Source organism: Marinomonas sp. TW1 (assembly GCF_001625355.1).
Classification (GTDB): Bacteria; Pseudomonadota; Gammaproteobacteria; order Pseudomonadales; family Marinomonadaceae; genus Marinomonas.
Genome location: NZ_JSEE01000001.1, coordinates 301,356 through 323,312, shown reverse-complemented (window position 1 = coordinate 323,312; position 21,957 = coordinate 301,356). Strand labels below are relative to the sequence as shown.

22 protein-coding genes are annotated in these 21,957 nt (G+C 44.8%); 13 read left to right on the top strand and 9 right to left on the bottom strand.

Annotation, left to right across the window (positions count from 1 at the left end; all coding sequences use genetic code 11):
* Positions 1 to 17: 17 nt before the first annotated feature.
* The 3 genes from OA79_RS01540 to OA79_RS01530 form a co-directional block, all read right to left on the bottom strand.
* A complete protein-coding gene (locus OA79_RS01540) occupies positions 18 to 518 on the bottom strand; it encodes a DUF2589 domain-containing protein (protein WP_063331447.1) in 501 nt (166 codons plus the stop codon).
* An 82-nt stretch (positions 519 to 600) separates the two neighbouring features.
* A complete protein-coding gene (locus tag OA79_RS01535) occupies positions 601 to 1,230 on the bottom strand; it encodes a DUF2589 domain-containing protein (protein WP_082825333.1) in 630 nt (209 codons plus the stop codon).
* Between the two features lie 580 nt (positions 1,231 to 1,810).
* Positions 1,811 to 2,998, bottom strand: a complete 1,188-nt coding sequence (locus OA79_RS01530) for a helix-turn-helix domain-containing protein (RefSeq protein WP_082825332.1) — start codon at positions 2,996 to 2,998, stop codon at positions 1,811 to 1,813.
* 533 nt (positions 2,999 to 3,531) lie between these two features.
* Here OA79_RS01530 and OA79_RS01525 point away from each other — a divergent pair.
* The 5 genes from OA79_RS01525 to OA79_RS01505 all read left to right on the top strand — a co-directional run bounded on the left by OA79_RS01525 (position 3,532) and on the right by OA79_RS01505 (position 8,540).
* The gene (locus OA79_RS01525; protein WP_063331446.1) at positions 3,532 to 5,001 is read left to right on the top strand and encodes an SLC13 family permease; all 1,470 of its coding nucleotides are present in this window, start codon (positions 3,532 to 3,534) and stop codon (positions 4,999 to 5,001) included.
* 13 nt (positions 5,002 to 5,014) lie between these two features.
* Complete coding sequence (locus OA79_RS01520) at positions 5,015 to 6,199, top strand: hypothetical protein (RefSeq protein WP_063331445.1); 1,185 nt, start codon at positions 5,015 to 5,017, stop codon at positions 6,197 to 6,199.
* Entirely contained in the window at positions 6,186 to 6,890 is a 705-nt protein-coding gene (locus tag OA79_RS01515) for an HAD family hydrolase (protein WP_063331444.1), read from the top strand. The genes OA79_RS01520 and OA79_RS01515 overlap by 14 nt, the downstream gene beginning before the upstream one ends.
* Positions 6,887 to 8,023: a transporter substrate-binding domain-containing protein gene (locus OA79_RS01510; protein ID WP_063331443.1), complete on the top strand. Its 1,137-nt coding sequence runs from the start codon at positions 6,887 to 6,889 to the stop codon at positions 8,021 to 8,023. The genes OA79_RS01515 and OA79_RS01510 overlap by 4 nt, the downstream gene beginning before the upstream one ends.
* Positions 8,024 to 8,234: 211 nt before the next feature.
* The gene (locus OA79_RS01505) at positions 8,235 to 8,540 is read left to right on the top strand and encodes a hypothetical protein (protein WP_063331442.1); all 306 of its coding nucleotides are present in this window, start codon (positions 8,235 to 8,237) and stop codon (positions 8,538 to 8,540) included.
* Positions 8,541 to 8,592: 52 nt separating this feature from the next.
* On the opposite strand, the gene OA79_RS01500 is transcribed toward OA79_RS01505, so the two are convergent.
* The 6 genes from OA79_RS01500 to OA79_RS01475 form a co-directional block, all read right to left on the bottom strand.
* Positions 8,593 to 9,018, bottom strand: a complete 426-nt coding sequence (locus tag OA79_RS01500) for an SPOR domain-containing protein (RefSeq protein WP_063331441.1) — start codon at positions 9,016 to 9,018, stop codon at positions 8,593 to 8,595.
* A gap of 135 nt (positions 9,019 to 9,153) precedes the next feature.
* The gene (locus OA79_RS01495; RefSeq protein ID WP_063331440.1) at positions 9,154 to 10,143 is read right to left on the bottom strand and encodes an isopenicillin N synthase family dioxygenase; all 990 of its coding nucleotides are present in this window, start codon (positions 10,141 to 10,143) and stop codon (positions 9,154 to 9,156) included.
* A gap of 112 nt (positions 10,144 to 10,255) precedes the next feature.
* On the bottom strand, positions 10,256 to 10,753 hold the full coding sequence (locus OA79_RS01490) for a nucleoside deaminase (RefSeq protein WP_063331439.1): 498 nt from the start codon (positions 10,751 to 10,753) through the stop codon (positions 10,256 to 10,258).
* A 59-nt stretch (positions 10,754 to 10,812) separates the two neighbouring features.
* Positions 10,813 to 11,607, bottom strand: coding sequence for an ABC transporter permease (locus tag OA79_RS01485; RefSeq protein WP_063331438.1), 795 nt, complete (start codon positions 11,605 to 11,607; stop codon positions 10,813 to 10,815).
* Entirely contained in the window at positions 11,585 to 12,367 is a 783-nt protein-coding gene (locus OA79_RS01480) for an ABC transporter ATP-binding protein (protein WP_063331437.1), read from the bottom strand. Before OA79_RS01480 ends, OA79_RS01485 begins: the two co-directional genes overlap by 23 nt.
* 31 nt (positions 12,368 to 12,398) lie before the next feature.
* Positions 12,399 to 13,379: an ABC transporter substrate-binding protein gene (locus tag OA79_RS01475; protein ID WP_063331436.1), complete on the bottom strand. Its 981-nt coding sequence runs from the start codon at positions 13,377 to 13,379 to the stop codon at positions 12,399 to 12,401.
* Positions 13,380 to 13,772: 393 nt separating this feature from the next.
* On the opposite strand from OA79_RS01475, the gene xdhA reads away from it, so the two are divergent.
* The 8 genes from xdhA to OA79_RS01435 all read left to right on the top strand — a co-directional run bounded on the left by xdhA (position 13,773) and on the right by OA79_RS01435 (position 21,807).
* Positions 13,773 to 15,266 carry a xanthine dehydrogenase small subunit gene (gene xdhA, locus OA79_RS01470; protein ID WP_063331435.1) on the top strand — a complete coding sequence of 498 codons (1,494 nt, stop codon included), beginning with the start codon at positions 13,773 to 13,775 and terminating at the stop codon, positions 15,264 to 15,266.
* Complete coding sequence (gene xdhB, locus OA79_RS01465; RefSeq protein WP_063331434.1) at positions 15,259 to 17,619, top strand: xanthine dehydrogenase molybdopterin binding subunit; 2,361 nt, start codon at positions 15,259 to 15,261, stop codon at positions 17,617 to 17,619. Before xdhA ends, xdhB begins: the two co-directional genes overlap by 8 nt.
* Complete coding sequence (gene xdhC, locus OA79_RS01460) at positions 17,616 to 18,482, top strand: xanthine dehydrogenase accessory protein XdhC (protein ID WP_063331433.1); 867 nt, start codon at positions 17,616 to 17,618, stop codon at positions 18,480 to 18,482. The genes xdhB and xdhC overlap by 4 nt, the downstream gene beginning before the upstream one ends.
* 443 nt (positions 18,483 to 18,925) lie before the next feature.
* Complete coding sequence (locus OA79_RS01455; RefSeq protein WP_024022662.1) at positions 18,926 to 19,159, top strand: ribbon-helix-helix domain-containing protein; 234 nt, start codon at positions 18,926 to 18,928, stop codon at positions 19,157 to 19,159.
* Positions 19,146 to 19,409, top strand: coding sequence for a type II toxin-antitoxin system RelE family toxin (locus tag OA79_RS01450; RefSeq protein ID WP_063331432.1), 264 nt, complete (start codon positions 19,146 to 19,148; stop codon positions 19,407 to 19,409). The genes OA79_RS01455 and OA79_RS01450 overlap by 14 nt, the downstream gene beginning before the upstream one ends.
* 334 nt (positions 19,410 to 19,743) lie before the next feature.
* Positions 19,744 to 20,907 carry an Acg family FMN-binding oxidoreductase gene (locus OA79_RS01445; RefSeq protein ID WP_063331431.1) on the top strand — a complete coding sequence of 388 codons (1,164 nt, stop codon included), beginning with the start codon at positions 19,744 to 19,746 and terminating at the stop codon, positions 20,905 to 20,907.
* Entirely contained in the window at positions 20,885 to 21,361 is a 477-nt protein-coding gene (locus tag OA79_RS01440; protein ID WP_082825329.1) for a MarR family winged helix-turn-helix transcriptional regulator, read from the top strand. Before OA79_RS01445 ends, OA79_RS01440 begins: the two co-directional genes overlap by 23 nt.
* Positions 21,362 to 21,429: 68 nt before the next feature.
* Positions 21,430 to 21,807 carry an MmcQ/YjbR family DNA-binding protein gene (locus OA79_RS01435; RefSeq protein WP_063331430.1) on the top strand — a complete coding sequence of 126 codons (378 nt, stop codon included), beginning with the start codon at positions 21,430 to 21,432 and terminating at the stop codon, positions 21,805 to 21,807.
* Positions 21,808 to 21,957: the final 150 nt, after the last annotated feature.

Here is a 21,957-nt window from a genome sequence, read left to right as displayed (position 1 = left end):
TCATCCATTAAGCTGATTTAGCCTGGGATTTGTGCTCTTAAGGTGCGCTCATAACCTTCGATGAGGCGTTTTAAACCTTCTGGTGGCTCGCTTCCCGTTAAGGTGATTTCGATTTTGGTGTTGGCTGAGTCAGAGCTGTCTTTATTTCCTCCGATAAAGTTTCGTTTCTTATTAGGATCAGGGAAAGACACCATGAGTTTATCGTCTTTACTGGTGGTCACTTCCAATTCTGTTGAGAACTTCACTTCGGTGATGCGAGGAGAAGAAATAGGACAAAGTGCTAAAATGGGGATTTCAGCCGTGACATTTTCAATGCCATCCGCAGTACGACTGGGGAACTCCATCGCGCAGGTTTTGGGACGCAACACAGGTTCCTTATTGTGTGGATCTTTTGGGTCGTCTCTTTCTTCCTCATCAAAAAAGCGTTTGATGAAATCGATGGTTTCACCTTCAACGGATTTGGCGGCATCCTTAACGCTCTTGTGGATAGCGCGCATTAAACTTTGAAATTCAATCATTCTCTTTTCCTTTTTATATAAAAAGCGGAAAGTGGAAGCGAGATCAACTCGCTTCCACGCTACTCACTAGGATGAACCGTTATTAATTGGCTTTTGCTTCATCTTTCAACATGATTGGATCGATGTTTTTAGTGAAGGCATTGATAATGGTAGTCACACCCGTTGGCAGAGGCAGTTGTCCTGCATGGACATCCACTTCGTACTTGGCTTGGTTAGACGCTTCGTAATGCTCTTTCTGAGAAGAAGACGATTTACTGTTATGGGAAACAGAGCCATGTACTTCAACGGAGAATAACCCCGCATTGTATTTGGCGGTGATATCCGCTTTAGCGGCCGTTTCTTGTTCTTGGCTGCTTTCATTGTCTTTTGACGTAGAGCTTTTGACTTCCATTTCAAAGTGCACTTTCACGTCGTCCACTGCCAAAGAGTTGAGCGGAATCAATGTCAGCAAAGGTAGCGTGAATTTGACTGTCGCTGTCGGAGGGGTTGCGGCCGTGCCATCCGGCTTAACAATCGAGCGGGTGATGTTGAAAGACACCATAATGGGTTCCAAATCATCGCCTTTTCTGTCGAAGCAGGTACTTAACATGAACTGGGTTTGAGTACGTGCCATCATGCCGTTGGCATCGGTTGCTGCTTTTAGAGGGGCGCCGAGAAGGGATTTCATCGGTAAGCCACTAAACTGTTGTGCCATTGAAGCTAATCCAGACATTATTGTCTCCTTGATTATCAAAATTTGAGCATTTTTAGAGCGAATTTCCTGCTCTGCTTATCACCTGTCTCAGCCTTTCTCATTGCTGAAATGTCCGATCCCCTTATCTGATAACCATTTGTAGACGATTGGATTTCAGCATTAAAAATTTAAGTCACTGCATGACTGGCTGATGAGATGACTGTGTCAGGTTAGATAAGTGTTTTGTTTAAAACTTGGTCAAATGAGGGGGATTGTTATGCGCAATTTGACTGTGTTTTTTTCGGTGCTAATCACTTGCAAGCATGTCGTTTGTTTGACATGAAAAAGCCAAACGTTCTCTGATCTTTAACAATTACTTCTGTTTAATGTTGAAAAGCTTATTCGTTTTTTTTGGGGGTGTGAAAACGAAAATGGCATATAAATCAATCTGCCGGCTAATTTTAGTCACAGTCAATGACGATGTGATATGCCTTCAGAAGGCGTTACATCTCATTCTAAAGCGGCTGGAAACTAGCGGATGTTTGTTAATAAATCTCTGACGCTTGCGTCAGAGATTTTCTCATCTAGTGGTTATACCTTAGACACGATGACGTTCTAGTTATGAGGCATAAGCATGTTTGCGTTTCTTACGTTGCTGGTTTCGATACTCTCTGGGAGTACAGCCAGAATAACGCTTGAACATTTTCTCAAAATGACTCAAATCACCAAACCCAGATTGCAGACAAATATCCGTAATACTGTGATTGGGGTATTCAGCTATTTTACGTTTAGCAAACTCAATCCTCATTTGATTGAGTAAGGGTTTAAACGAGAGGCTTAAATGCTCTCTGAACAGAAAGGAGAGGTGGGATGGGCTAGTAAAGGCGGCGGCGGCAACGCCTTCTAAACATACTTCATCTAGAAAGTTTAGACTTAGAAAGTTTAAGGCTTTTTGAATACTAGGGTGAAGGTGATCATAACCATCCAGTTGGTGACTGAGTAACCGGTCAATGAGCTCGTCTTTGAAAGGCGGTGAGGTGATGTCAATAATGCCAAGGTCGAGAATGTCTTTGGCAGTTATTTTAGCATCACAACACGATGCCAAAAATAAAATCAGTCTATGCAACTCGACGATATTACCAGGCCAATCGTATTGTTTTAGCAGAGATAGCGCGGAGTCTGTGATGTCTAAGTTTAATTCGAGGCTCGATAAGATAAAGCCTATGTGTTCTTGGATGTCTTCAGATCGTTCTCTTAAAGGCGGTAGATGAAAGTTAAACTGAGGGGTAGTGACGCCGAATATTTCATTCATCCATTGTTGTGGCTGACAGGAAAGATCCATTTTGGCACATGAGATGATGAGATGAATTTGATTTTGCTTCAGCCCCATAAAAAAATCGTCATCTGACAAAAGAGAGATTAAGACATCTTTGTTGGCGTCACTCAAATAATCAATGTCTTCGATATAAAGCGTTCCCTCTTTTGCTAACTGCATGCTTTTTAATAAGTGCTCTTTGTAAGAGATCGCATCAATTAAATTGGCTGGAACGCAGATAAATTTACCTTTGTGTTTCTTACTAAGATGATGAATATGCCAAGCGGCTGCGGTTTTTTCACAGCCATTTTCCCCGGAAAGAAAGATGGCAAAAGGGAGGCGAGAAGCGAATTCTATCTGCTTTTTTACTCGAATGATGGCATCAGAATGCCCAAGAATAGGGTAATTCTGATAACGTTGAGAAGTAAAACTGTATGGTGTAACGCGTAAATCATTAGGGGGTATATAACTATAGGATAGCTCATTTATCATAATTTAATTCCTTTTATGATTTCGGTTTGAACTTTAATCCTAGATCTCAAATTAGGTTTTTTAATTGGTGGTTCATACTGAGTATGCGGTGAAATATGCGAATGGACGGCGAATCTGATTGTAAAAATGCGATTCAAGCCGTTTATAACCATGGAAAATAGCATGGTAATAGGGCTGGATTGCAGATTGTGTTGAGCTAACTATTTGTTATCTTTTGTAAGTTTTTCTGATAAGACGGATGTTCAGCAAACTTATTTTTATCTTTCCTAGAAAAAATGGATTAGTTGTTTGGCGTAGCGGTTGAATGGAAGCGATAGAAAGTAATACGAAAATGCTATTTTTCTATTTTATAATATGACTATGCCGTTATCGTTATTTTTAGATTTTCTAATTTTTTTTCATGGTTTTATGAAAATATATATCGTGATGTTATAAATAATAAAGTCATATTTTTTAAGTGTTTTCACCAAGTTATATCGTTCGTTATTTAAGAAGATGTTTTATCTTTTTAAATAATGATTAGAGCGTATTATATGAACGATATTCTTGATAAATCCGCTTTGGAATCGGCTGAAATAAAGTCCAGTATTAAAAGTGAGGCACTTTTTAAACTCATTGGTTGGCTGGTGACTTTATCTCTCCCCTTATTGTTGTTTTTCAAATTGCCTCAACAGGTTGTTGAGCAGTCGGGTTCTGAGGGCGTGATTTTTTTGGCACTCATTGCTGGTGCTGTGAGCATGTGGGTGTTTAGACTCACGCCTAATTTTGTTCCTTCTCTCTTGGTTACTGTGTTATCCGTGATATTGAATTTAGCGCCACGAGACGTAGTGATGGCTGGGTTCGGGTCAAATGTCATTTTCTTGGTGCTCGGCATGTTTTTATTCGCCGCCATGATAAGCTCTTCTGGTTTAGCAAGAAGAATTTCTTTATGGCTGATCACCAGCTTACCAAATAACCGTTTTACGCAACCCTTTATTCTATTTGGTCTGGGGGTGTCGCTATCGACTCTTATCCCTTCGCCATTAGGACGGTCTGCCATTATGACGCCTTTGGCATTAGATCTCGCAAGATTGTCTAACAACCCTCATCGTCAGGCGACGTTGCAAGTGAGTGCACTCCAAGGTGGTTTCTTACTGTGCACCGTGTTTTTAACGGGAAATCCTCTTAACTTTGTGATGCTGGGCTTTTTGGATATGCAGACGCAGTTCTACTTTCAGTGGGGCAATTGGCTGCAAAGCACCTTTATAGCAGGTTTAGTTTTATTGGCCTTTTATCTGTTGTGGCTGTTATGGCGTTGTCGTCATGAAGAGACGGTTTCGAGTCATGAAATAGAGAGGTTAAGGCAAGAATTTAAATCATTGGGCGGCCTAGACAATAAAGAGAAAGGCGCCATGGTTTCCATGATGATCTTAGTCGGCGCTATTTTAACCATGTCTTTTCACCACATCGAATTGGCTTGGATTGCCTTATTCATTGCTATGGCGGTCTTTTTGTTTGATGGTTTAACGGTGGCCGATATGCGCAGCCGAGTCGATTGGCCTACCTTGTTGTTTATTGCCTCCATTGTGTCTTGGGGTCCGATGATCCAACATTTGAATTTAGATTTATTAGTATTTGAACACTTAAAGTGGCTGGGAATATACATCTCAAACCGCCCACTTGAAGGCATTTTATTGCTTAGTCTGGTGGTCTTTGGCACTCGTCTGTTTTTCCCTGGCGCGCCTACGTTTGTCATTTTAATGAGTGTCTTGATTTCTGTTTCAGGCAGTTCTGCTTTGTCACCTTGGGTTCTGGGCTTTTGCCTGTTATTACTGAGTGAATCTTTCATCTTCTCCTATCAGCACGGTGTCGCCGCACAGGTCGGTTCGGCTTTAAGCGATGAACAACTATTGCACAAAGACATGCAGAAAGCCTTTCTGACATCCAATATTTGGTTCTGTTTTGCTCGGGTGGTCGCATTATGCGCCTCATTAACCTATTGGTCGCATCAAGCATTGATTTAAGGAGATTGAAAACATGAAAATGATTAACAGCGTCATTAAATTGATCATTCTGTTTGTCGTATCCATTGCCGTGGTATTGGTTTGGCAGCATAAAAAGAACGAGCCTAGAGTGTATGTGATTCACTCTTATAACACGGATTTGAGTTGGGTGAATTCGATCGATGAAGGCATATTAAGCAAACTTAAAAGCGATTTTTCGTCTACGCAGGTTCGTTTTCATTACATGGATTTAAAAAATCACAACGGATGTAATTTTCGCCGTCGTGCAACAAGGGATGTGTTGTATGGCATTAACGATTGGAAGCCAAACTACATACTTTTAGTCGATGACTTAGCGCAACAGCTTATTGGTGCGCATTATCTCGCCTACGAGGATAAGCGTTTCCCTGAGCAAAGCCTGGCAGAGCAGCTATTCAGTCAGGATTGTCCGGATCAGAACATCGATTTCTATCAACAAACGTACTTAAAAGACTGGGACGCTTTGCCACAAATTATCTTTGCCGGAGTGAATTACAGTGTGAAGCCATATGGCTACTTTGAGGCGGTCAATACTCAAGGTATCTATGAGCATAAGAACTTCGTTTCCCTATCTGAAACCTTATTGGATTTGAGTCATTTTTGTGGTGAAGAGAGAGCCACAGCGGTGTTACCGCTCAATGATAATTCCTCGACGGCACAACGAGAGCTCGTAAGTTATCGTCAATATAGTTGGTTTCCTTTGCAGCTTATTGCCCCCGCCACCGTAGACACCTTTGCGCAATGGAAGCAGCAAGTTGAGCTTGCTAATGCGAATAAAGCCATGTTGCTGATTGCGAATTATCAGCAAGTTAAAACACAAGCTGGGAGTAATCAGTTTGTCCCCGCCAAACAATTGATCCACTGGACGATTGCTCATGCTAAGTATCCTGTCTTAGGAGCCGGTACCAACTTTGTTGACGACGGCGGCATGATGACGGTTGCTATCGCAGGGTTGGAGCAAGGTAAAGAGCTGGTGAACTTGATGAAATTTGATCGACAAGAGCTGGCACTTGTTGATAGTGGCGTTAAACGAGCAGAGCAGTTCTTAGTTGGATTGGCGGCTCGTAAAACCAAACAATTTTGTAACAACCGTTTGCCCGCTATTTATCAAGCCTATGCCAAAGAAACGGGGCTTTATCTTTTTGACGATGTGTCAGAGGTTTTGTATGCCGAACCTTGATACTCACAACGACCATCTAGTGATTCAAGCAGCAGAAGATTATCAATTACTCATTTTTGATATGGATGGGGTAATAGTCGACAGTTTAATGGTGATGAAGATGGCGTTTAGAGCTTCTCTATTTGATTACTTTGGGTTCTCCGTAACAAGTCGTTCTGTTGAGGCTTTATTCTGTGAATATCAGAAGCATTTGGGGAAAGGCTTTAAGCAGATTATGAGGGAGTTGGGGCTTCCCGAAGAATTGGCTCCCTATTTCGTTCGTCATAGCCGTTATTTGGCGGCTTATGTGCAGCCATACCAAGGCATGGATGAGTTATTAAAAACCTTAAAAAAACAAGGGAAAATCTTATGTGTTGCCACAGGGAAGGACGGCCAACGAGCTCGGGATTTATTAAATCGTTTGAGCTTATTGCAGTATTTTGATCAAGTAATGGGAGCGGATCAAGCGCCTGCAAAGCCTAATCCTACCGTGTTGCTTGACTACATGAAGCACTATGACGCCTGCGCTGAACGCACTTTAATGATAGGCGATGCCCCAGCCGATTTACTTTGTGCTAAACGTGCAGGTATCGCTTCTGTTGCGGCTTTGTGGGGCTACAACAAATTCGAAGATTTGGTGAGTTACCAGCCGAAATATTATTTTCATTCTCCTGCTCAAATGAAAGTGTATTTTTCTGGCAGGCAGCCATGAGTTTCATGCGTTTTATTCTCGCTATGGGACTGTTTATTCTCGCTACTTCTACGGTTGCCCGCGCTGAGTGTTTGGACGTTGCCAAGATGGAGAATACGAAACCCCTTCTTGTTGCGGTGAAGTTTTCTCCTCCTTTCCTTTATGAATCAAATGCCACTGTGATTGATCATGCTGGTTGGTCTGGCATTACGGCCGACTTGTGGCGAGAGATAGCAGACTGCCTAAAGCTTTCGTATCGATTTACCGAGTTTGTGGACGATCAAGAGATAGTCAGCGCGCTTAGTCAGCAAGAGGTTGATGTGGTGCTGGGACCTTTTGTCCCGAATGCTGAGGTGGAAGGTGTGGCAGACTTTTCTCACAGTTATTTTAAAGGCCACATTGGTGTATTAGTGGCAGAAGAGTCTGGGTGGGCAAGCCTTGTTCGCTTGTTGAAAAACTTCCCTTTTATGGAGACTCTTTTCGTTCTACTGGTGCTCTTATCCATGATGGTTTGTACTGCCTTATTGTACTGGCAAGCAGAACACAAAAGCCTCAATCCACTGTTTACCGATGGCCCATTAAGGGGATTTTATAACGCCATGATATGGGCAACCTTATTGGTGTTTTCAGGGCAGGGAAGTCCTTTTGAGGTGAAGCATAGAGTAGGTCAAGTATTGGTGATCATTTTGATGTTTTTTGGGGTGAGCTTTGTCTCCATCGTGACCGCATTATTGACATCCGCATTAACCTTGCAAGGCTTAGGGGCGCAAATAAGCAATGTAAAGGATTTGGACGGTAAGAAAGTAGCCTATCTGAATGCGCTTGATTCCGATTTGAAAGGCCAGAGTGTCGTGGATTTTTTACAGGAACACGGTATTCAAGATAGTCAGCAATTATTTTCTTGGAGTCAGGTTATGCTTGGTCTGCAAGAAAAACGCTTGGATGCCTTTATACACAGTAAAGAAGAAATGCAGTTTCTAATTAGCTCAGGCTATTTAAAAGGTGTAACGGTTTTGCCGCTTGATTTAGAGCAAAAGAACTATTCCATCATAATGACAAGAAACAGTTCACTTACTAAACCCATCAATAGACAAATACTCACCACAGTGAACAGCAAAGCTTGGCAGATTCACTATGAACAATACCTTCATTAACTTGTGTCGCTCGTCACGAATTACCCCGTGAATATCCGCTTTGAGGCCAATCTCTATTGCCTGCAAGTTTATATCCTTGCCTAAGAAGAGACGAAACCCACTTTACTTTATCGTGGAATGGCTCTTCTAAAAGGGAGATGACAGACATTTAAAGAGTCTGTATTTCACCTGATCTTATTTGGTGAGTTTTTAAACGGAAAGGAGCAATGCTATGACACAAAATATATATATGGTCAGATCCGCTTTTTGGGGAGCGGCAATGTCAGCCTCAAAAAATTCGACCCTTGATGTAACGGGAGAGCTGCAAGACATTTTAGATCAAGGACACACTCAAATCTTTTTCTCAAATGGCGGGATTTCTAAGCAGTATTTTAATGCTGGTTTTGCTGACCCTGCGCCAGGGCACACTAAAGGCTTTGGCTGTGCCGTTTTGGTGAATGGGCAAGAGTTTTGTTTTGCTTGTGCTGAAGGAGGAACCATAGATTTTGCCACCGTACCTAACAATATGTCGGCATAGTGTGGAAGGAGACTAATGTGTTGTCATTAGGAGGATTCTACACATTAGTCTTTTAACGATCATTTGGTTTTGTGGGCCACGCACTGACAGTCGAAGAGACGCCATTATTTTGTAATTGCTGTTTTGCTTGTTCGGCGAAAACCTCGCTTGAATAACGACCAACCAAAATAAAGAACCATTCTTTCTGATTGTCTGTGGCCTTTATTACCTGAAGAGGCGCATTGAATCGGATGCTTTGCGCTTTATTTGTTGCTTGTCTTAATTCTCGATATAACCCTACCCGCAAAGTATATTCCACATCTTTTTCTGAGGACGGTAAGTTCATACTGCTGAGTGAATAGGGAGCGCTCAGAGAATCACTGTCCACTGTGTAAACGGCATTATCAGGTTGTTTGGTATTAATATGAGTGGGTAAGTAGAGAACTAAAATGATCCCCACTAACAGAATATTGAAATAGATAATGATGGTTTTACGCATATGATTTCAGCTTAAAAGTATGTTTATAAAGACAACCTCCTACGGTATTGAGTATAGATAAGTTTCCAGATTTTGTTGTTTTTCTAAACAGAATTTTAGTTTACTAAAGCCAAACGGCCGTTTGGCTTGGTTTGATCACTTATTTTCAACAAAGTTGGCTTGGATGCGCTGATTGAGGAAATCATCAGCACGAATGGCTTGGTAACGTTTGTTTGGTCCTTGGATTATTTGCGATTTATTCGCCTGACAAAAGAAAGCGATAGAGTGACGGCTACCACAGTATTCATCGACTTTTGGTTGGCGAACTCGGTGCAGATTCGATTGCAGTTGATCATCACTCCAGCGCATCAGCATGTCACCAATGTTACAGGTGATGACATCACCACGAGGAGGAATGTTAGTCCAACGTTGGCTTTGGGCTTCTTCTCCTGGACAAACCTGTAACCCGCCGTGGCCTTCGTGCTGGAACAGCAGCGTCAGGCAATCAAAGTCGGTATGAGCGCCAGCGCGCCAAAGGTTGCCTTGCTCTGTCACGCCTTCGGTTGGGTAGTAATGCAATAAACGTAAGGTACTCTGGTAGTCGGTTTGCTGCGGATCATGGGCTTTACTGAAGAAATCTTGTTCGAAGCCCAGCTTCTCTGCAAAGCAAGACAGCACCTTCATGCCCACTTCCCAACATTGTTTTTCAAATGCCAATGTGTTGGCCTGAAAATGGGGCAATTCTTCCTCGCTCGGCCAGAGCCCATCCATGTGATATTGGGTGATCTGATAAGACTCTTTTTGATCTTTCGTACCAGTAGAAGGGCGAATCTGGCTGCGACTTTCCCAACCAGCGTTAACGCCTTTGGGTCTTGGGTATTTGCCTTTGGTGCTTTCTGGTAGGGCAAAGAAGCGTTCGGATTCCATAAAAGCCGCGTCAATATCCGGCTGGGCAATGCCATGATGACTGAGTTGGAAAAAACCAATTTCCGTGGCGGCTAGCCAGAGTTGTTCGCGTATTTCGTCTCGGCGCCTCTCAAAGTCACTCATATCGATGACGCGAACTTCTCTGTCGTCGGTGTCTTGTCCTGCGCCACCAAAGGTGGTTTCACGATTTAATTCTTCAAGTGAGTATGAAGCGGTCATAACATCTCCTAATCTTGCTGTTGGGAAATGGAGCAATGACCTAGCGAAACCTTGAGATTCGCCTGACTGCTTCTACTCCGATATTTTCTTGGAAGTTTATTGAATCTTGGCGTTACCAGAAATCCTCATGCAATTTTGCGGCCTCTTTTTCCAAACAAGGGCCGATCACTTCGACTTTGCGTTGACCTGAGTCAAATACGGTTCGGCAAGGGAGATCTAGGGTTGGGTTTTCTGGGTGATTCCCCGTAATGGCTTTTAAGCTGGCTTCACTTAGACCATAGACTAGCCGTCCTAATCCTGCCCAATAGGAAGCGCCAGCGCACATGGCACAGGGTTCCGCCGAGACATACAGGGTGCACTTGGCGAGAAACCCCGGACGATAAGCTTTGCTGGCTCGGGTCATCAGCTTACGCTCGGCGTGGCCTGTCATATCAAAATCCGGTAAATAACCATTTACCTGAGTCATTAGCACTTCGTTTTTTTCGTCTACCAATAGCGCGGCGAACGGGTGAATGCCTTGTTGTTTGGCTCCCTCAGCCAAGGCAAAGCTTTGGCGGAGGAAGGTTTTATCTTGTTCGGATAATGCGTTGTCCTGTTTTGAAAGGGCCATGCTTTTTCTCTAAAAATTGTGCTTTACATAAGGTCGAAGGTTGCTGGGCTTTTGTCTTCTTAGGTACGCTTCTTAGGCAAACTCCAAGGAAAGAGCCAAGCCTGAATCCATTGCACTGACTTAAACAAAAGTAAGCTGATAATGGATAAGAAGATCAAACCGGCAAAGGCTTGAGGAATCTTAAAGAAGGACGTAGAGAACTGGATGAAATACCCCAAACCTTCTTCCGCCGCGACAAACTCCGCCACCACTGCCCCAATAATCGCTAGGGTAATCGAAACACGTAAGCCACTGAAAATATGCGGGATGGCATAGGGAATACGAATTTGCCAGGTTTCACGATAGCGTGGTGCGCGCAAGGATTGACTGAGTTCGATCATCTCTGGAGGCGTTTCTAACATACCTGTCGTCGTCGATACGACCAATGGAAAGAAGGTGATTAAACAGGTAATCAGTACACGTGATGGATCTTCTGTGCCCAACAGCACTATGATCAATGGTGCTACCGCCACCACAGGGGTGGATTGGATGACGATCAAGGCAGGGTACAGAATGCGATTCATTAATTGCGAGCGCATCATGCCAATAGACAAAGGAATGGCGATTAGGATCGACAGCACAAAGCCCATCAGTGCCACTCTTAACGTGGCCCACAAATGTATCATCCAACGAGAAAAGTCCACATTAAAGAAGGCGGCTATAATGGCGGATGGGGAAGGTAAAATGTAATTTGGCACCTTAGCAATTCGACAAACAAGCTCCCATAACAACACTAAACCAATAAAGAAAAGCACGGGAGCGAAACGGTTTGCTTGCTGAGCAAGCCAACGTTTAGGCTGGGACGTCTGGTTCATAAATATAGCCTCGGATTAGGTCGGTTAGCTCAGCATAGCGCGGGGAGTTGATGGTTTTAGAAGAACGAGGACGAGGTAAGTCCACTTCGATCAGATCCAAAACCGTACCAGGACGTTTGCTCATTACCAGAATTCGGTCTGAAAGTAATACCGCTTCACTGATGGAGTGAGTGATGAAGAGCACTGTTTTTGGGTGCTCACGCCATATCTTTAATAGATCGAAGCCGATCTGTTCTCGTGTTAAGGCGTCTAACGCGGAAAAAGGTTCGTCCATTAATAAAATGTCTGGGTTCAACAGCAATGCTCGTACTATGCCAACCCTTTGCTGCATACCACCAGACAATTCATCTGGCATTTTGTCGGCAAACTGTGTCAAGCCAGCCATTTCCAGTAATTCGTTGGCGCGTTTTTCATCGCTGGCGGAGTAGCTGCCGTATTTGTGTTTGAGTGGAAATAGCACGTTTTTACGCACGGTCAACCAAGGTAATAAATTCGCTTTTTGAAAAACGATGCCCACATCATCTCTAGGCTCGGTGACGGGACGATTAAATACGGAAACTTCACCTTGTGACGGGATCAGCAAGCCTGACACCATGCGCAGTAAGGTGGATTTGCCGCAGCCGGAAGGGCCAACCACCGCCACGAATTCGTGACGATGAATGTCCAAATCAATGTCTTTTACGACCAGTGGGGCTTGAGGGTCGTATTGGTGGCCGACGCCTTGCATGCTGACGTAGGCTGAGTTTTTTGCTTGATCCATGTAAAGACTACCTTGCTTCATACCTGTTGAATTACTTGAAAAAACGGCTATTTACGGCTGTTTCTGGATCAAGGGCGTCTTGACTTAGGCCATTCGCTTCAGCGGCGTATTGCCAAGTTTGTTTGATGCGCTCTGAAGTGAAGTGACCAAAGCCATCTTGTTCTGTGACATCGTTAAAAACTAACCCTGTGATGTTTTTGATTTGTGCGGCCACTATGTTGGCATCCACTTCAGGCACCATTTTGTGAAGGTCTTCCCCTGCGGCTTGCGGGTTTTCATAGGTAAACTCCACGGCTTTAGCAAAGGCCTTGATAAAGCGTTTAGCCACTTCTGGGCGTTCTTCTAGGAAGCGCTCGGAAGCAAGCAGAGAGGAGCTGTATAAAGACAAGCCAGAATCAGACCAAGGCATTTCAACAATCTCTTTACCCGCTTCTTTTGCTTGTGCGATAAATAACGCGGTGTTCGTGACCCAAGCAATAATGGCATCGGTATTGCCGGTGATCATCATGGGGGCTAAAGCACCAGGGTCAGACTTCACTAATTTAATGTCGCTTTCGCTCAAACCATTTTGTTTCAAGACCAAAGGCAAAAAAGCATTAGAGGAGGTAAAAGGCGACGTTGCGATTTTTTTGCCTTTTAAGTCTTTAATAGAACGGATGTCACTGCTTTTTAACGCGAAAAAGGCGTGGGGAGCTTGAGTGAAATAGGGCATAACGGCAACCACTGGCACGTTGTCTTGTGCTTTTGCTGCCATTAGGGCACTGATGTCTGAACTGCCAATGTCAGATTGGCCCGTTGCCATCTTAGTCAACGCATCGGTAGAACCGCGACCGCTGGCGATCTTGACTTCCAAATCTTCCTCGGCAAAAAATCCTTGTTGAATCCCTACATAAACAGGTGCTTTATCGCCGCCTGGTAACCAATCTAGCTGAAAAGTGACCTGGTCTGCTGCAATGACAGAGGTGCTGGAAATCAGACTGGCAAGTAAGGAAACGCGTAATGCTTTTTTCATGGATTCTCTCCGTTGGTTTACGAGGCCTTAATAAGGAAAATGTATGAAACATGAGTCTTGTGTTTCATTCTTAAAAACTCTGCAACAATTGTTCCAATTCTTTTTATTCTCTTAAATAATCTCTAACGGTCTGAAATAAATAAGAAAAACTACGTTTTTTAATGATTGATATGAGAGACGTTAAAGTGATCAAGGTACGCTAAATAGGGCGAACTCCCTTTAAATGAAACATAAGTGTGCACGCTTAATGTCATGGTTTCATAAGGCATGGTGCACAACCAATCTGGTTGAGATAATTGTGAAATGACTGGGAATGAGCTTTAATGATTAAAAGTTTGTACGATTGGTCAGGTTTTTGCATCGCTACAAGCAAAGAGACATAAGGAGAGAGCTTTGAAATTTATATTAAATGATCGCGTCGTCGAGGAAACATCGCTCCCCAGTGATTTTACCGCTTTACGCTACTTGCGAGAAAAGCGTGGTTTAACGGGGACGAAAGAAGGTTGTGCATCGGGCGATTGTGGCGCATGCACGCTCCTTGTTGGTGCGTTGGAAGCGGGCGACGTGACGTATTCCACCTTAAATGCCTGCATTACTCCTGTGCAATCGTTAGCCGGTAAGCATGTGGTGTCGGTTGAATATTTAGCCGAGTTGGGAGACGGTCTTCATCCCGCTCAACAAGCCATGGTTGATGCTCATGGTTCACAATGTGGTTTTTGTACACCAGGTTTTGTTTTGTCACTCGCCGGTTTGTATGAGAATGCGGCGGTAAAAGAACAAGGCCTGAACCGTGAATCTGTGTGTGATGCCATCTCCGGAAACCTATGTCGTTGTACTGGCTACCGACCCATTATTGAGGCGGGGCTAGCGATGGAAGGACAGCAAGGACATTTATTGAGCCAGCAAGATTGGCTGAAAGCGGCTTTAGCAGATCTAGACAATCAGGCATTAGCCACAGAATACTTGCGTCCTAATAGTCTAGCGCAAGCTTTGGCGGCAAAGCGGCAACATGCTAACGCTGAGTTCATCGCAGGGGGGACGGATCTAATGCTGGAAAACACTCAGCGTTATAAAGATTTTGGTGTGCTGATTGATCTCAATAATGTGGCTGAGATTCGACAGTTAGGAGAGCAGGGCGAGCAACTCATCATTGGGGCAGGTGTGACTTACAGCGAATTGGAAGACTTTAGTAAAACGTCTTACCCACAGCTTTATAATTTGTTAAGTCGTATCGCCTCACGACAAATTCGTAATCGCGGCACCATAGGTGGCAATGTGGCAAATGGCTCTCCTATTGCGGATATGCCACCTATTTTATTGGCGTTTGATGCGGATGTGCGTTTGGATAAGGCCGATGGTTCTAGCCGTGTCGTGACTATGTCGGAATTCTATTTAGGCTACAAGCAAACCCAATTAGCAGACGATGAATGCATTGTCGCGTTTCATATCTCGCTTGATAAGCTCGCAGAGTTTCATCGCTTTTATAAAGTCTCTAAACGTATGGAAGACGATATTTCCAGTGTTTTATTGGCCGCGCGATTTACTGTCAATGAAGGGCGTATTGAAGACATTCGTCTAGCCTTTGGTGGCATGGCGGCCACGCCCATTCGTGCGCAAGTCGCTGAGGCGTGTTTGCAAAATGTGGCGGTGACGGATGACGTCGCGCTGCAACAAGTTTTACAGGCGCTGCGCGAAGAATTGAAGCCGATGAGCGACATGCGCGCCAGTGCGCAATACCGACTCGACATGGCGTGTAGTTTAGTCCGTAAAGCTTGGTTAGAGCTAAATGGTCATACTGTACCAAGCTTTTCCGGTCACCCAGTGCCAGAATCCTGGTTGGCATTAGGTCAAGAAGTCGGTCAAACAAAAGGGGCAAATCATGCGTAAATTACCAGACAATCTTGTCACCGCGCAGGATGACAAAGCCTTACCCATTCATGAATCGGCCATGAAGCATGTAACCGGACAAGCCGTTTACATTGATGATATGCCTGAATGGCCTAACGAGCTTCATGTGGCCACCGGCAAATCTGTGGAAGCCTTTGCTGACATAGTGTCCATTAATCTCGATAAGGTAAAAGCCTATCCGGGGGTGGTGGATGTGATTTTACAAGCCGACATTCCCGGCGACCCTGACGTTTCACCTGTGTTAAGTGGCGATATGTTGTTGGCAGGGGATTTTGTTCATTATATTGGTCAGCCGATTTTTGCTGTCGCGGCCACCAGTTTGCGTGCGGCGAAACAAGCGGTCGAGTTGGCAGACATTACTTATCAAAGCAAAGCGGCCACCTTGCATCCGAAAGACTCATTAGCTCGACAAGAATTTGTTTTGCCCACTCACACCATCAGCTGCGGTGACAGTAAAGCGGCGTTGGCTCAAGCCGCGCATACTTTATCGTCGGATCTTTACATAAAAGGTCAGGAACACTTTTATCTAGAAGGCCAAATCAGTGTGGCCGTGCCAAACGAAGACGGTGGTGTACAGGTGTTTGCTTCTTCACAACACCCAGCAGAAGTGCAAAAGCTGGTGGCGCGAGTATTAGATTTACCCGTTGCTCAGGTGTTGGTGGAAACTCGCCGTATGGGCGGTGGTTTTGGTGGCAAAGAATCTCAAGCCGCGACCCTCGGCTGTATGGCCGCTGTCTTAGCAATACGTAATCGTTGTCCGGTGAAATACCGCATGCCACGTCAAGATGATATGGTGCAAACGGGTAAGCGTCACGACTTTTGGAATTCTTATCAAGTGGGTTTCACCCAGCAAGGTGAGATCGTTGCGGCGGAATACGACATGGTGGGCAAATGCGGCTGTACCGCAGACTTATCTGACGGCGTGGTCGACCGAGCCATGTTCCATGCCGACAATGCTTACTTCTTGCCAAACGCTCGTATCAGCGGTTATCGCGGTAAAACCCACACTGTGTCCAATACCGCGTTTCGTGGTTTTGGCGGACCAAAAGGCGTTTTGCTAGCCGAAAACATTATTGAAGAAATTGCCTGTAAGGTCGGCAAAGACGCGTTGGACATTCGTAAGCTGAATTGTTATCAAACCGGCAAGGACAGGACGCCTTATGGCCAGCAGATCGAAGAAGATGTGCTGTTGACCTTAATTGAAGAGTTGGAGGTGAGCTCCGACTATCGCGCTCGTCGTGACGCCATCAAAGCCTACAATCAACAAAGCCCATTTTTGAAAAAAGGCTTGGCGTTAACGCCAGTGAAATTTGGTATTTCCTTTACTTCTAAACACCTAAACCAAGGTGGTGCTTTGGTCCACGTGTACACAGATGGCAGTGTCCATGTGAGTCACGGCGGTACGGAGATGGGCCAAGGTTTGTACACTAAAGTGGCGCAAATTGTCGCTAAGGCTTTTGGTATCGACTACCAAAGGGTCAATGTCGGCTCTACGCGTACCGACAAGGTGCCGAATGCGTCACCAACGGCAGCATCAGCAGGAACTGATTTGAACGGTATGGCGGCCTTAGACGCCGCGAATACCATCAAAGAGCGATTGCGTGAATTCGCCATGGAGCATTTTGCTATCGCAGCGGACGCCTTCGCTATTGAAAGCGATCAAGTCATTCTAGGCCGCGAGACCATGGGCTTTCCTGAGTTCATTAAGTTGGCGTATATGAATCGAGTGTCTTTATCTTCGACGGGGTTTTATAAAACGCCGAAAATTGGTTACGACCGAAAAGCCGCGAAAGGACGACCTTTCTTGTATTTCGCCAACGGTGCGTCGGTATCGGAAGTGATTGTCGATACCTTAACGGGTGAATACAAGGTCACACAAGTGGACATTCTGCATGATGTGGGGGATTCCATTAACTCGCACATTGATATTGGCCAGATCGAGGGCGCCTTTGTACAAGGGATGGGCTGGCTCACTTCGGAAGAATTAAGCTGGGACGATAAAGGCCGCATTACCACCAACAGTCCGGCAAATTATAAGATTCCAACCTCGGCCGATGTGCCTGAAAAGCTCACCGTGAAATTGTTTGATCGTGCTAACAGTGAAGAAAGTGTTTATCGTTCCAAAGCCGTCGGTGAGCCGCCATTGATGCTGGGCATTTCCGTTTGGTGTGCGTTAAAAGACGCTTGTGCTTCGGTCTGTGATTATCAGCTGTCGCCACCTTTGGCGGCACCAGCAACGCCTGAAGCGGTATATTATGCGCTGCAATCGGCAAAGGCTTATCAAGCTGGCGCTAAGGCAGCAGAACAAGAGGGACAGGAGGTTCGCGTATGATGTCTTCTCTTGATTGGATACACGCCTTGGCTGAGGTGGAAAAATCTGGTCAGGCTTGGGTGATGGCCACTGTGATCGGCACCAAGGGTTCATCACCGCGAGAGTCGGCCAGTAAGATGGTGATTACCTCAAAACACAGTTTTGACACCATTGGTGGTGGACAGTTGGAATACGCTGTCTGTCAAAAAGCCCGTGCCATATTAGAAGCGGGCGATGGGCCTTCTCACTTGTTGGAAAACTTTCCGCTCGCCGCCAAAACCAATCAATGCTGTGGTGGGGCGGTGAGTGTCTTGTTGGAATATTTTCCAGAACCTGCGGCGAAAGTTACCATTTTTGGTATGGGGCACGTCGCAACCACCTTGGTGAATGTGTTGGGCAACATGCAGGCGAAAATTTCATGGGTCGATAGCCGTGAAAATATTGCTCAAGACCACAGTATCAATGGCTTACCGAGCAACGTCACGCCCTTTCTTTATGAATCTATGTTGGATCACATCGACCACATGAGTCATAACGAAATCGCCTTGGTCATGACCCACGATCACGCCTTGGATTATCATCTAGTGGAAGCTTTGTTGGATCGCAAAGATTGTCGTTTTATTGGCTTAATTGGCTCACAGACCAAAGCCCTACGCTTTAAAAAGCGTTTGGCCAGTGCATCATTTAGCAAAGCGGAAATTGAGTCGGTACACAGTCCAGTGGGCATTTCGGAAGTGGCAGGGAAAAAGCCTTTTGAAATTGCCATTTCCATTGCGGGGCAAATCATCCAAGTGACCCAAACCAAAACATCCACGAAAAAGGGCAGTGGGCTGAGTTGGAAAGAAATCAACAACGTCTTGAGTGAGGAAAAGGCTCAGATCTAGGCTATTTGTTAGCAGGAGCAAGGCAAACACCACCGCTTGACGTTACTGTTTTGGATTGCCGTTTGACCTCGCTCTTGGTGTTTGCCTTGCTCCCTTAAAACCACCATCGCCACCCTGTATGGCACGATGAGCGAAGCGTAAACTGCCGTTGGTCATTACAGAATAATTCATCAAACTACGGATAAGTCTCTTCCCCTTTCTTCAAGGGGAAGACGGAATATGGGGTTATTTGGCTCTTTAGCCCTGACCTCTGCGGAGATGCGCAAACCAAAAATCGCTTGACGTTACTGTTTTGGATTGCCGTTTGACCTCGCTATTGGTGTTCGCCTTGCTCCCATAATCTCTCCAGTATAAAACGAGACCGCTCGAAATTTTTCGATTTTGATGTTTTAACGTTATAACGCTACAATGTTAAAACCCCAAAAGAATCGTCGAGGTGTAACATGAGTAATTTATCAAAACGTTCAACTGTCTACTTTGAACCTGCTATTCATCAAGCGCTAAAAATGCGAGCTGCATCATCAGATGTTTCTGTTTCAGAGCTAATTGATGAAGCGGTTCGTTTGCTTATGAGAGAGGATCAAGAAGACCTTGCTGCCATATCAGAACGAGTAAATGAGCCAGAAGTGACTTATGAAGTTTTTTTAAACGAGCTGAAAGCGAATGGCAAAATATAAAATTTCTTTTAAAAAATCAGTTGGCAAAGATTTTAAGAGTATTCCTAAAAAAGACGTACCCAAAATACTTCAAAAAATCGAAAGTCTAGCAGACAATCCAAGAGCTGAAGGTTGTATCAAGCTATCGGGTTTAGATAATTATCGTATAAGGCAAGGTTTATATCGGATCATCTATGAGATAAGAGACGCTGTATTGATCATAAACGTGATTAAAGTCGCACACAGATCTTCAGTATATAAAAACAATTAGCTTTGTTCTTGGCGTCCGCCTTGTCCCACATCAACCACCAAAATGTCTCGTGTCCTGACTCACCCCGTAGGTCTGCATTAGGGAGGCATAACCGTAATCAGATGTTGGTCGCTAACAACTAGCCAAAGGGCCGAACCTCTTTTCTTCCACCGTACTATCGGAAACAACACGCCTACATGGAAAAGGGCTTTGTCCCTTACCCTTCCAAGCCCATTATTCTATCGATGAAATCGCAAGCCGGGTGGATTTTGATTATATAGTACGATATTGCTCTTGTTTAGTTCGATTTCGTACTATATGCTGTGCTCTATCAAGGTTAATTAAGGAGCGCATTATGAGTTATCAAAAATCAACTGGGTTATCTCGTCGACATTTTTTGTCTTTGGCTGGCGGTGGCATTGTTGTCGCAGCAGGGATTGGTGGTACGGTATTTTCATTGACTCGTACGCCTCATGACGCTTTGAGGCCATGGGATCAGGCGGGTCAGTATTCTGAGCCAAGAAGGTTTGCCTTGTCATATGCGATTCTTGCGCCCAATCCACATAATTTGCAGCCGTGGTTAGTGGACTTGCACGAAGATGGGATTGTGACTTTATTGCCTGATCCGACAAGACGCTTGGCGGCAACTGACCCTTTTGATCGTCAATTGACCATTGGACTTGGGTGTTTTCTTGAGCAAATGTCTATTGCGGCTACTGCGATTGGATATCGGGTTGAAACGACCTTATTTCCCGAAGGAGAGTCGGCGGAGGCGTTGGGAAGCTTGCCGATTGCGCGAATACGCTTTGTCGCGGAAGCCAAAGCAGTTGATCCACTGTTTGCTTATATTCTGGGACGTCGTTCGACCAAAGAGCCTTACGATATGACTCAAACGGTTTCTGTCATGACATTAAATGGTTTGGATCCGCAACTTTCAGATGTTCGATTTTCAGGCGCGACGGATCAGAAGCAAGTCAGAGCATTGCAAAAATTGACTTGGGAAGCCTGGCTAACAGAATACGAAACTCCGGCTACGCTACAGGAGAGTGTTGATTTGATGCGTTTAGGTAAAACCGAGATCAATGCCAATCCTGATGGGATTGATTTAGGGGGAATGCCCTTAGAAGGCCTAATAGCCGCAGGCCTTATCACGAAAAAAGATCTCGCCACACCTGGTACCAGTAGTTATCAAGCCGGGATTGATATGTATAAACCCATGTTAGACGCTACGCCTGCTTTTGTTTGGTTAGCGACCAGTAATAATCGTCGTGCGAGTCAGATTGCTGCTGGACGGGCTTGGCTTCGTCTTAATTTGCTGACGACGCAGAAGGGGTTAGCATTGCATCCTATTAGTCAGTGTTTGCAGGAATTCCCAGAGATGGCGGCTCACTATAAAAACGTACACCAACAGCTCGGTCGCTCAGGAGAAACCATTCAAATGCTAGGTCGTTTGGGGTATGCTGCACCCGTTGCACAAACCCCAAGATGGAGCCTAGATGACAAAATCAAACGAACATGATGGCCGTGAAAAGGATGCAGCTCTCGTCATGTTTGAGCTGTTGAATGAAGTGGGAATTATCGCTCAGCTCAGCCGGACATTAATGGAGTCTAGATTGGATGATGGCTTGACCATCCATCATTTCACTGCACTCAATCATTTGGTTCGATTAGGTGATGGCAAAACACCCATGGACTTGGCCCGTGCTTTTCAAGTTCCAAAAACCAGTATGTCGCATACTTTAGCAGGCCTTGAGAAACGAGGCTTAATCCGTATGGAGCCTAATCCTGACGATGGGCGAGGTAAATTAGTACGTCTAACAGATTCTGGTGAAACCGTGCGCAATCGAGCGATACAAGATATCGCCCCAGATATGGCCGATATTATCCCTCAATTTGGTTTAGAGGATGCTCAGGCGGCGTTACCTTTTTTACGTAAATTGAGAGTCGTGTTAGACAAAGCGCGTGATAAATAAATGACCCAATGTTACGAGTTCAATTCAGAACATGAACACGAGTCCAAATAGTTTAGGCAGACACGTCAATGACCTATGATGAGTTTAATCAATTCTGTGGTGCGTTACCCGCGACGACATTGGTTGTACAGTGGGGAGGTGCTCAAGTCTGGAAAGTGGGCGGCAAGGTTTTTGCCGTTGGTGGTTGGAGCAAAGGTAAGATACCTGCGTTTACGTTTAAAACATCGGATTTGAACTACGATTTTTTAAGCAATAAAGAGGGTTATCGACCAGCGCCGTATCTTGCGTCACGCGGTATGAAGTGGATACAGCAGTTTGCGGGCTCGAAAGAGTTAGATGAAGAGTTAATGTATTATTTTCAAGAATCCTATCGCATTGTATCGCTGGGTTTGACGAAGAAAAAACAAAAGGAATTGGGGTTGAATCAGAATTTGCCAGCAAAATAGTGTTTTGCTTATCCTTTGGCAAGCCGAGCAAAAAAAGCCACGGGGTTAACATGGAAAGACCTTAACAAGGTGTTGCATCAAATGGAATTGGCTCTATTTGAATTGGGTTAAAAAGGGAATCGCAGCGTGTCGATTCCCTTTTTTAATAGG

What these genes read in the sequence shown, in the direction of transcription:
- OA79_RS01540 (WP_063331447.1), bottom strand. Translation starts at nt 518, where the DNA reads ATGATTGAATTTCAAAGTTTAATGCGCGCTATCCACAAGAGCGTTAAG.
- OA79_RS01535 (WP_082825333.1), bottom strand. Translation starts at nt 1,230, where the DNA reads ATGTCTGGATTAGCTTCAATGGCACAACAGTTTAGTGGCTTACCGATG.
- OA79_RS01530 (WP_082825332.1), bottom strand. Translation starts at nt 2,998, where the DNA reads ATGATAAATGAGCTATCCTATAGTTATATACCCCCTAATGATTTACGC.
- OA79_RS01525 (WP_063331446.1), top strand. Translation starts at nt 3,532, where the DNA reads ATGAACGATATTCTTGATAAATCCGCTTTGGAATCGGCTGAAATAAAG.
- OA79_RS01520 (WP_063331445.1), top strand. Translation starts at nt 5,015, where the DNA reads ATGAAAATGATTAACAGCGTCATTAAATTGATCATTCTGTTTGTCGTA.
- OA79_RS01515 (WP_063331444.1), top strand. Translation starts at nt 6,186, where the DNA reads ATGCCGAACCTTGATACTCACAACGACCATCTAGTGATTCAAGCAGCA.
- OA79_RS01510 (WP_063331443.1), top strand. Translation starts at nt 6,887, where the DNA reads ATGAGTTTCATGCGTTTTATTCTCGCTATGGGACTGTTTATTCTCGCT.
- OA79_RS01505 (WP_063331442.1), top strand. Translation starts at nt 8,235, where the DNA reads ATGACACAAAATATATATATGGTCAGATCCGCTTTTTGGGGAGCGGCA.
- OA79_RS01500 (WP_063331441.1), bottom strand. Translation starts at nt 9,018, where the DNA reads ATGCGTAAAACCATCATTATCTATTTCAATATTCTGTTAGTGGGGATC.
- OA79_RS01495 (WP_063331440.1), bottom strand. Translation starts at nt 10,143, where the DNA reads ATGACCGCTTCATACTCACTTGAAGAATTAAATCGTGAAACCACCTTT.
- OA79_RS01490 (WP_063331439.1), bottom strand. Translation starts at nt 10,753, where the DNA reads ATGGCCCTTTCAAAACAGGACAACGCATTATCCGAACAAGATAAAACC.
- OA79_RS01485 (WP_063331438.1), bottom strand. Translation starts at nt 11,607, where the DNA reads ATGAACCAGACGTCCCAGCCTAAACGTTGGCTTGCTCAGCAAGCAAAC.
- OA79_RS01480 (WP_063331437.1), bottom strand. Translation starts at nt 12,367, where the DNA reads ATGGATCAAGCAAAAAACTCAGCCTACGTCAGCATGCAAGGCGTCGGC.
- OA79_RS01475 (WP_063331436.1), bottom strand. Translation starts at nt 13,379, where the DNA reads ATGAAAAAAGCATTACGCGTTTCCTTACTTGCCAGTCTGATTTCCAGC.
- xdhB (WP_063331434.1), top strand. Translation starts at nt 15,259, where the DNA reads ATGCGTAAATTACCAGACAATCTTGTCACCGCGCAGGATGACAAAGCC.
- xdhC (WP_063331433.1), top strand. Translation starts at nt 17,616, where the DNA reads ATGATGTCTTCTCTTGATTGGATACACGCCTTGGCTGAGGTGGAAAAA.
- OA79_RS01455 (WP_024022662.1), top strand. Translation starts at nt 18,926, where the DNA reads ATGAGTAATTTATCAAAACGTTCAACTGTCTACTTTGAACCTGCTATT.
- OA79_RS01450 (WP_063331432.1), top strand. Translation starts at nt 19,146, where the DNA reads ATGGCAAAATATAAAATTTCTTTTAAAAAATCAGTTGGCAAAGATTTT.
- OA79_RS01445 (WP_063331431.1), top strand. Translation starts at nt 19,744, where the DNA reads ATGAGTTATCAAAAATCAACTGGGTTATCTCGTCGACATTTTTTGTCT.
- OA79_RS01440 (WP_082825329.1), top strand. Translation starts at nt 20,885, where the DNA reads ATGACAAAATCAAACGAACATGATGGCCGTGAAAAGGATGCAGCTCTC.
- OA79_RS01435 (WP_063331430.1), top strand. Translation starts at nt 21,430, where the DNA reads ATGACCTATGATGAGTTTAATCAATTCTGTGGTGCGTTACCCGCGACG.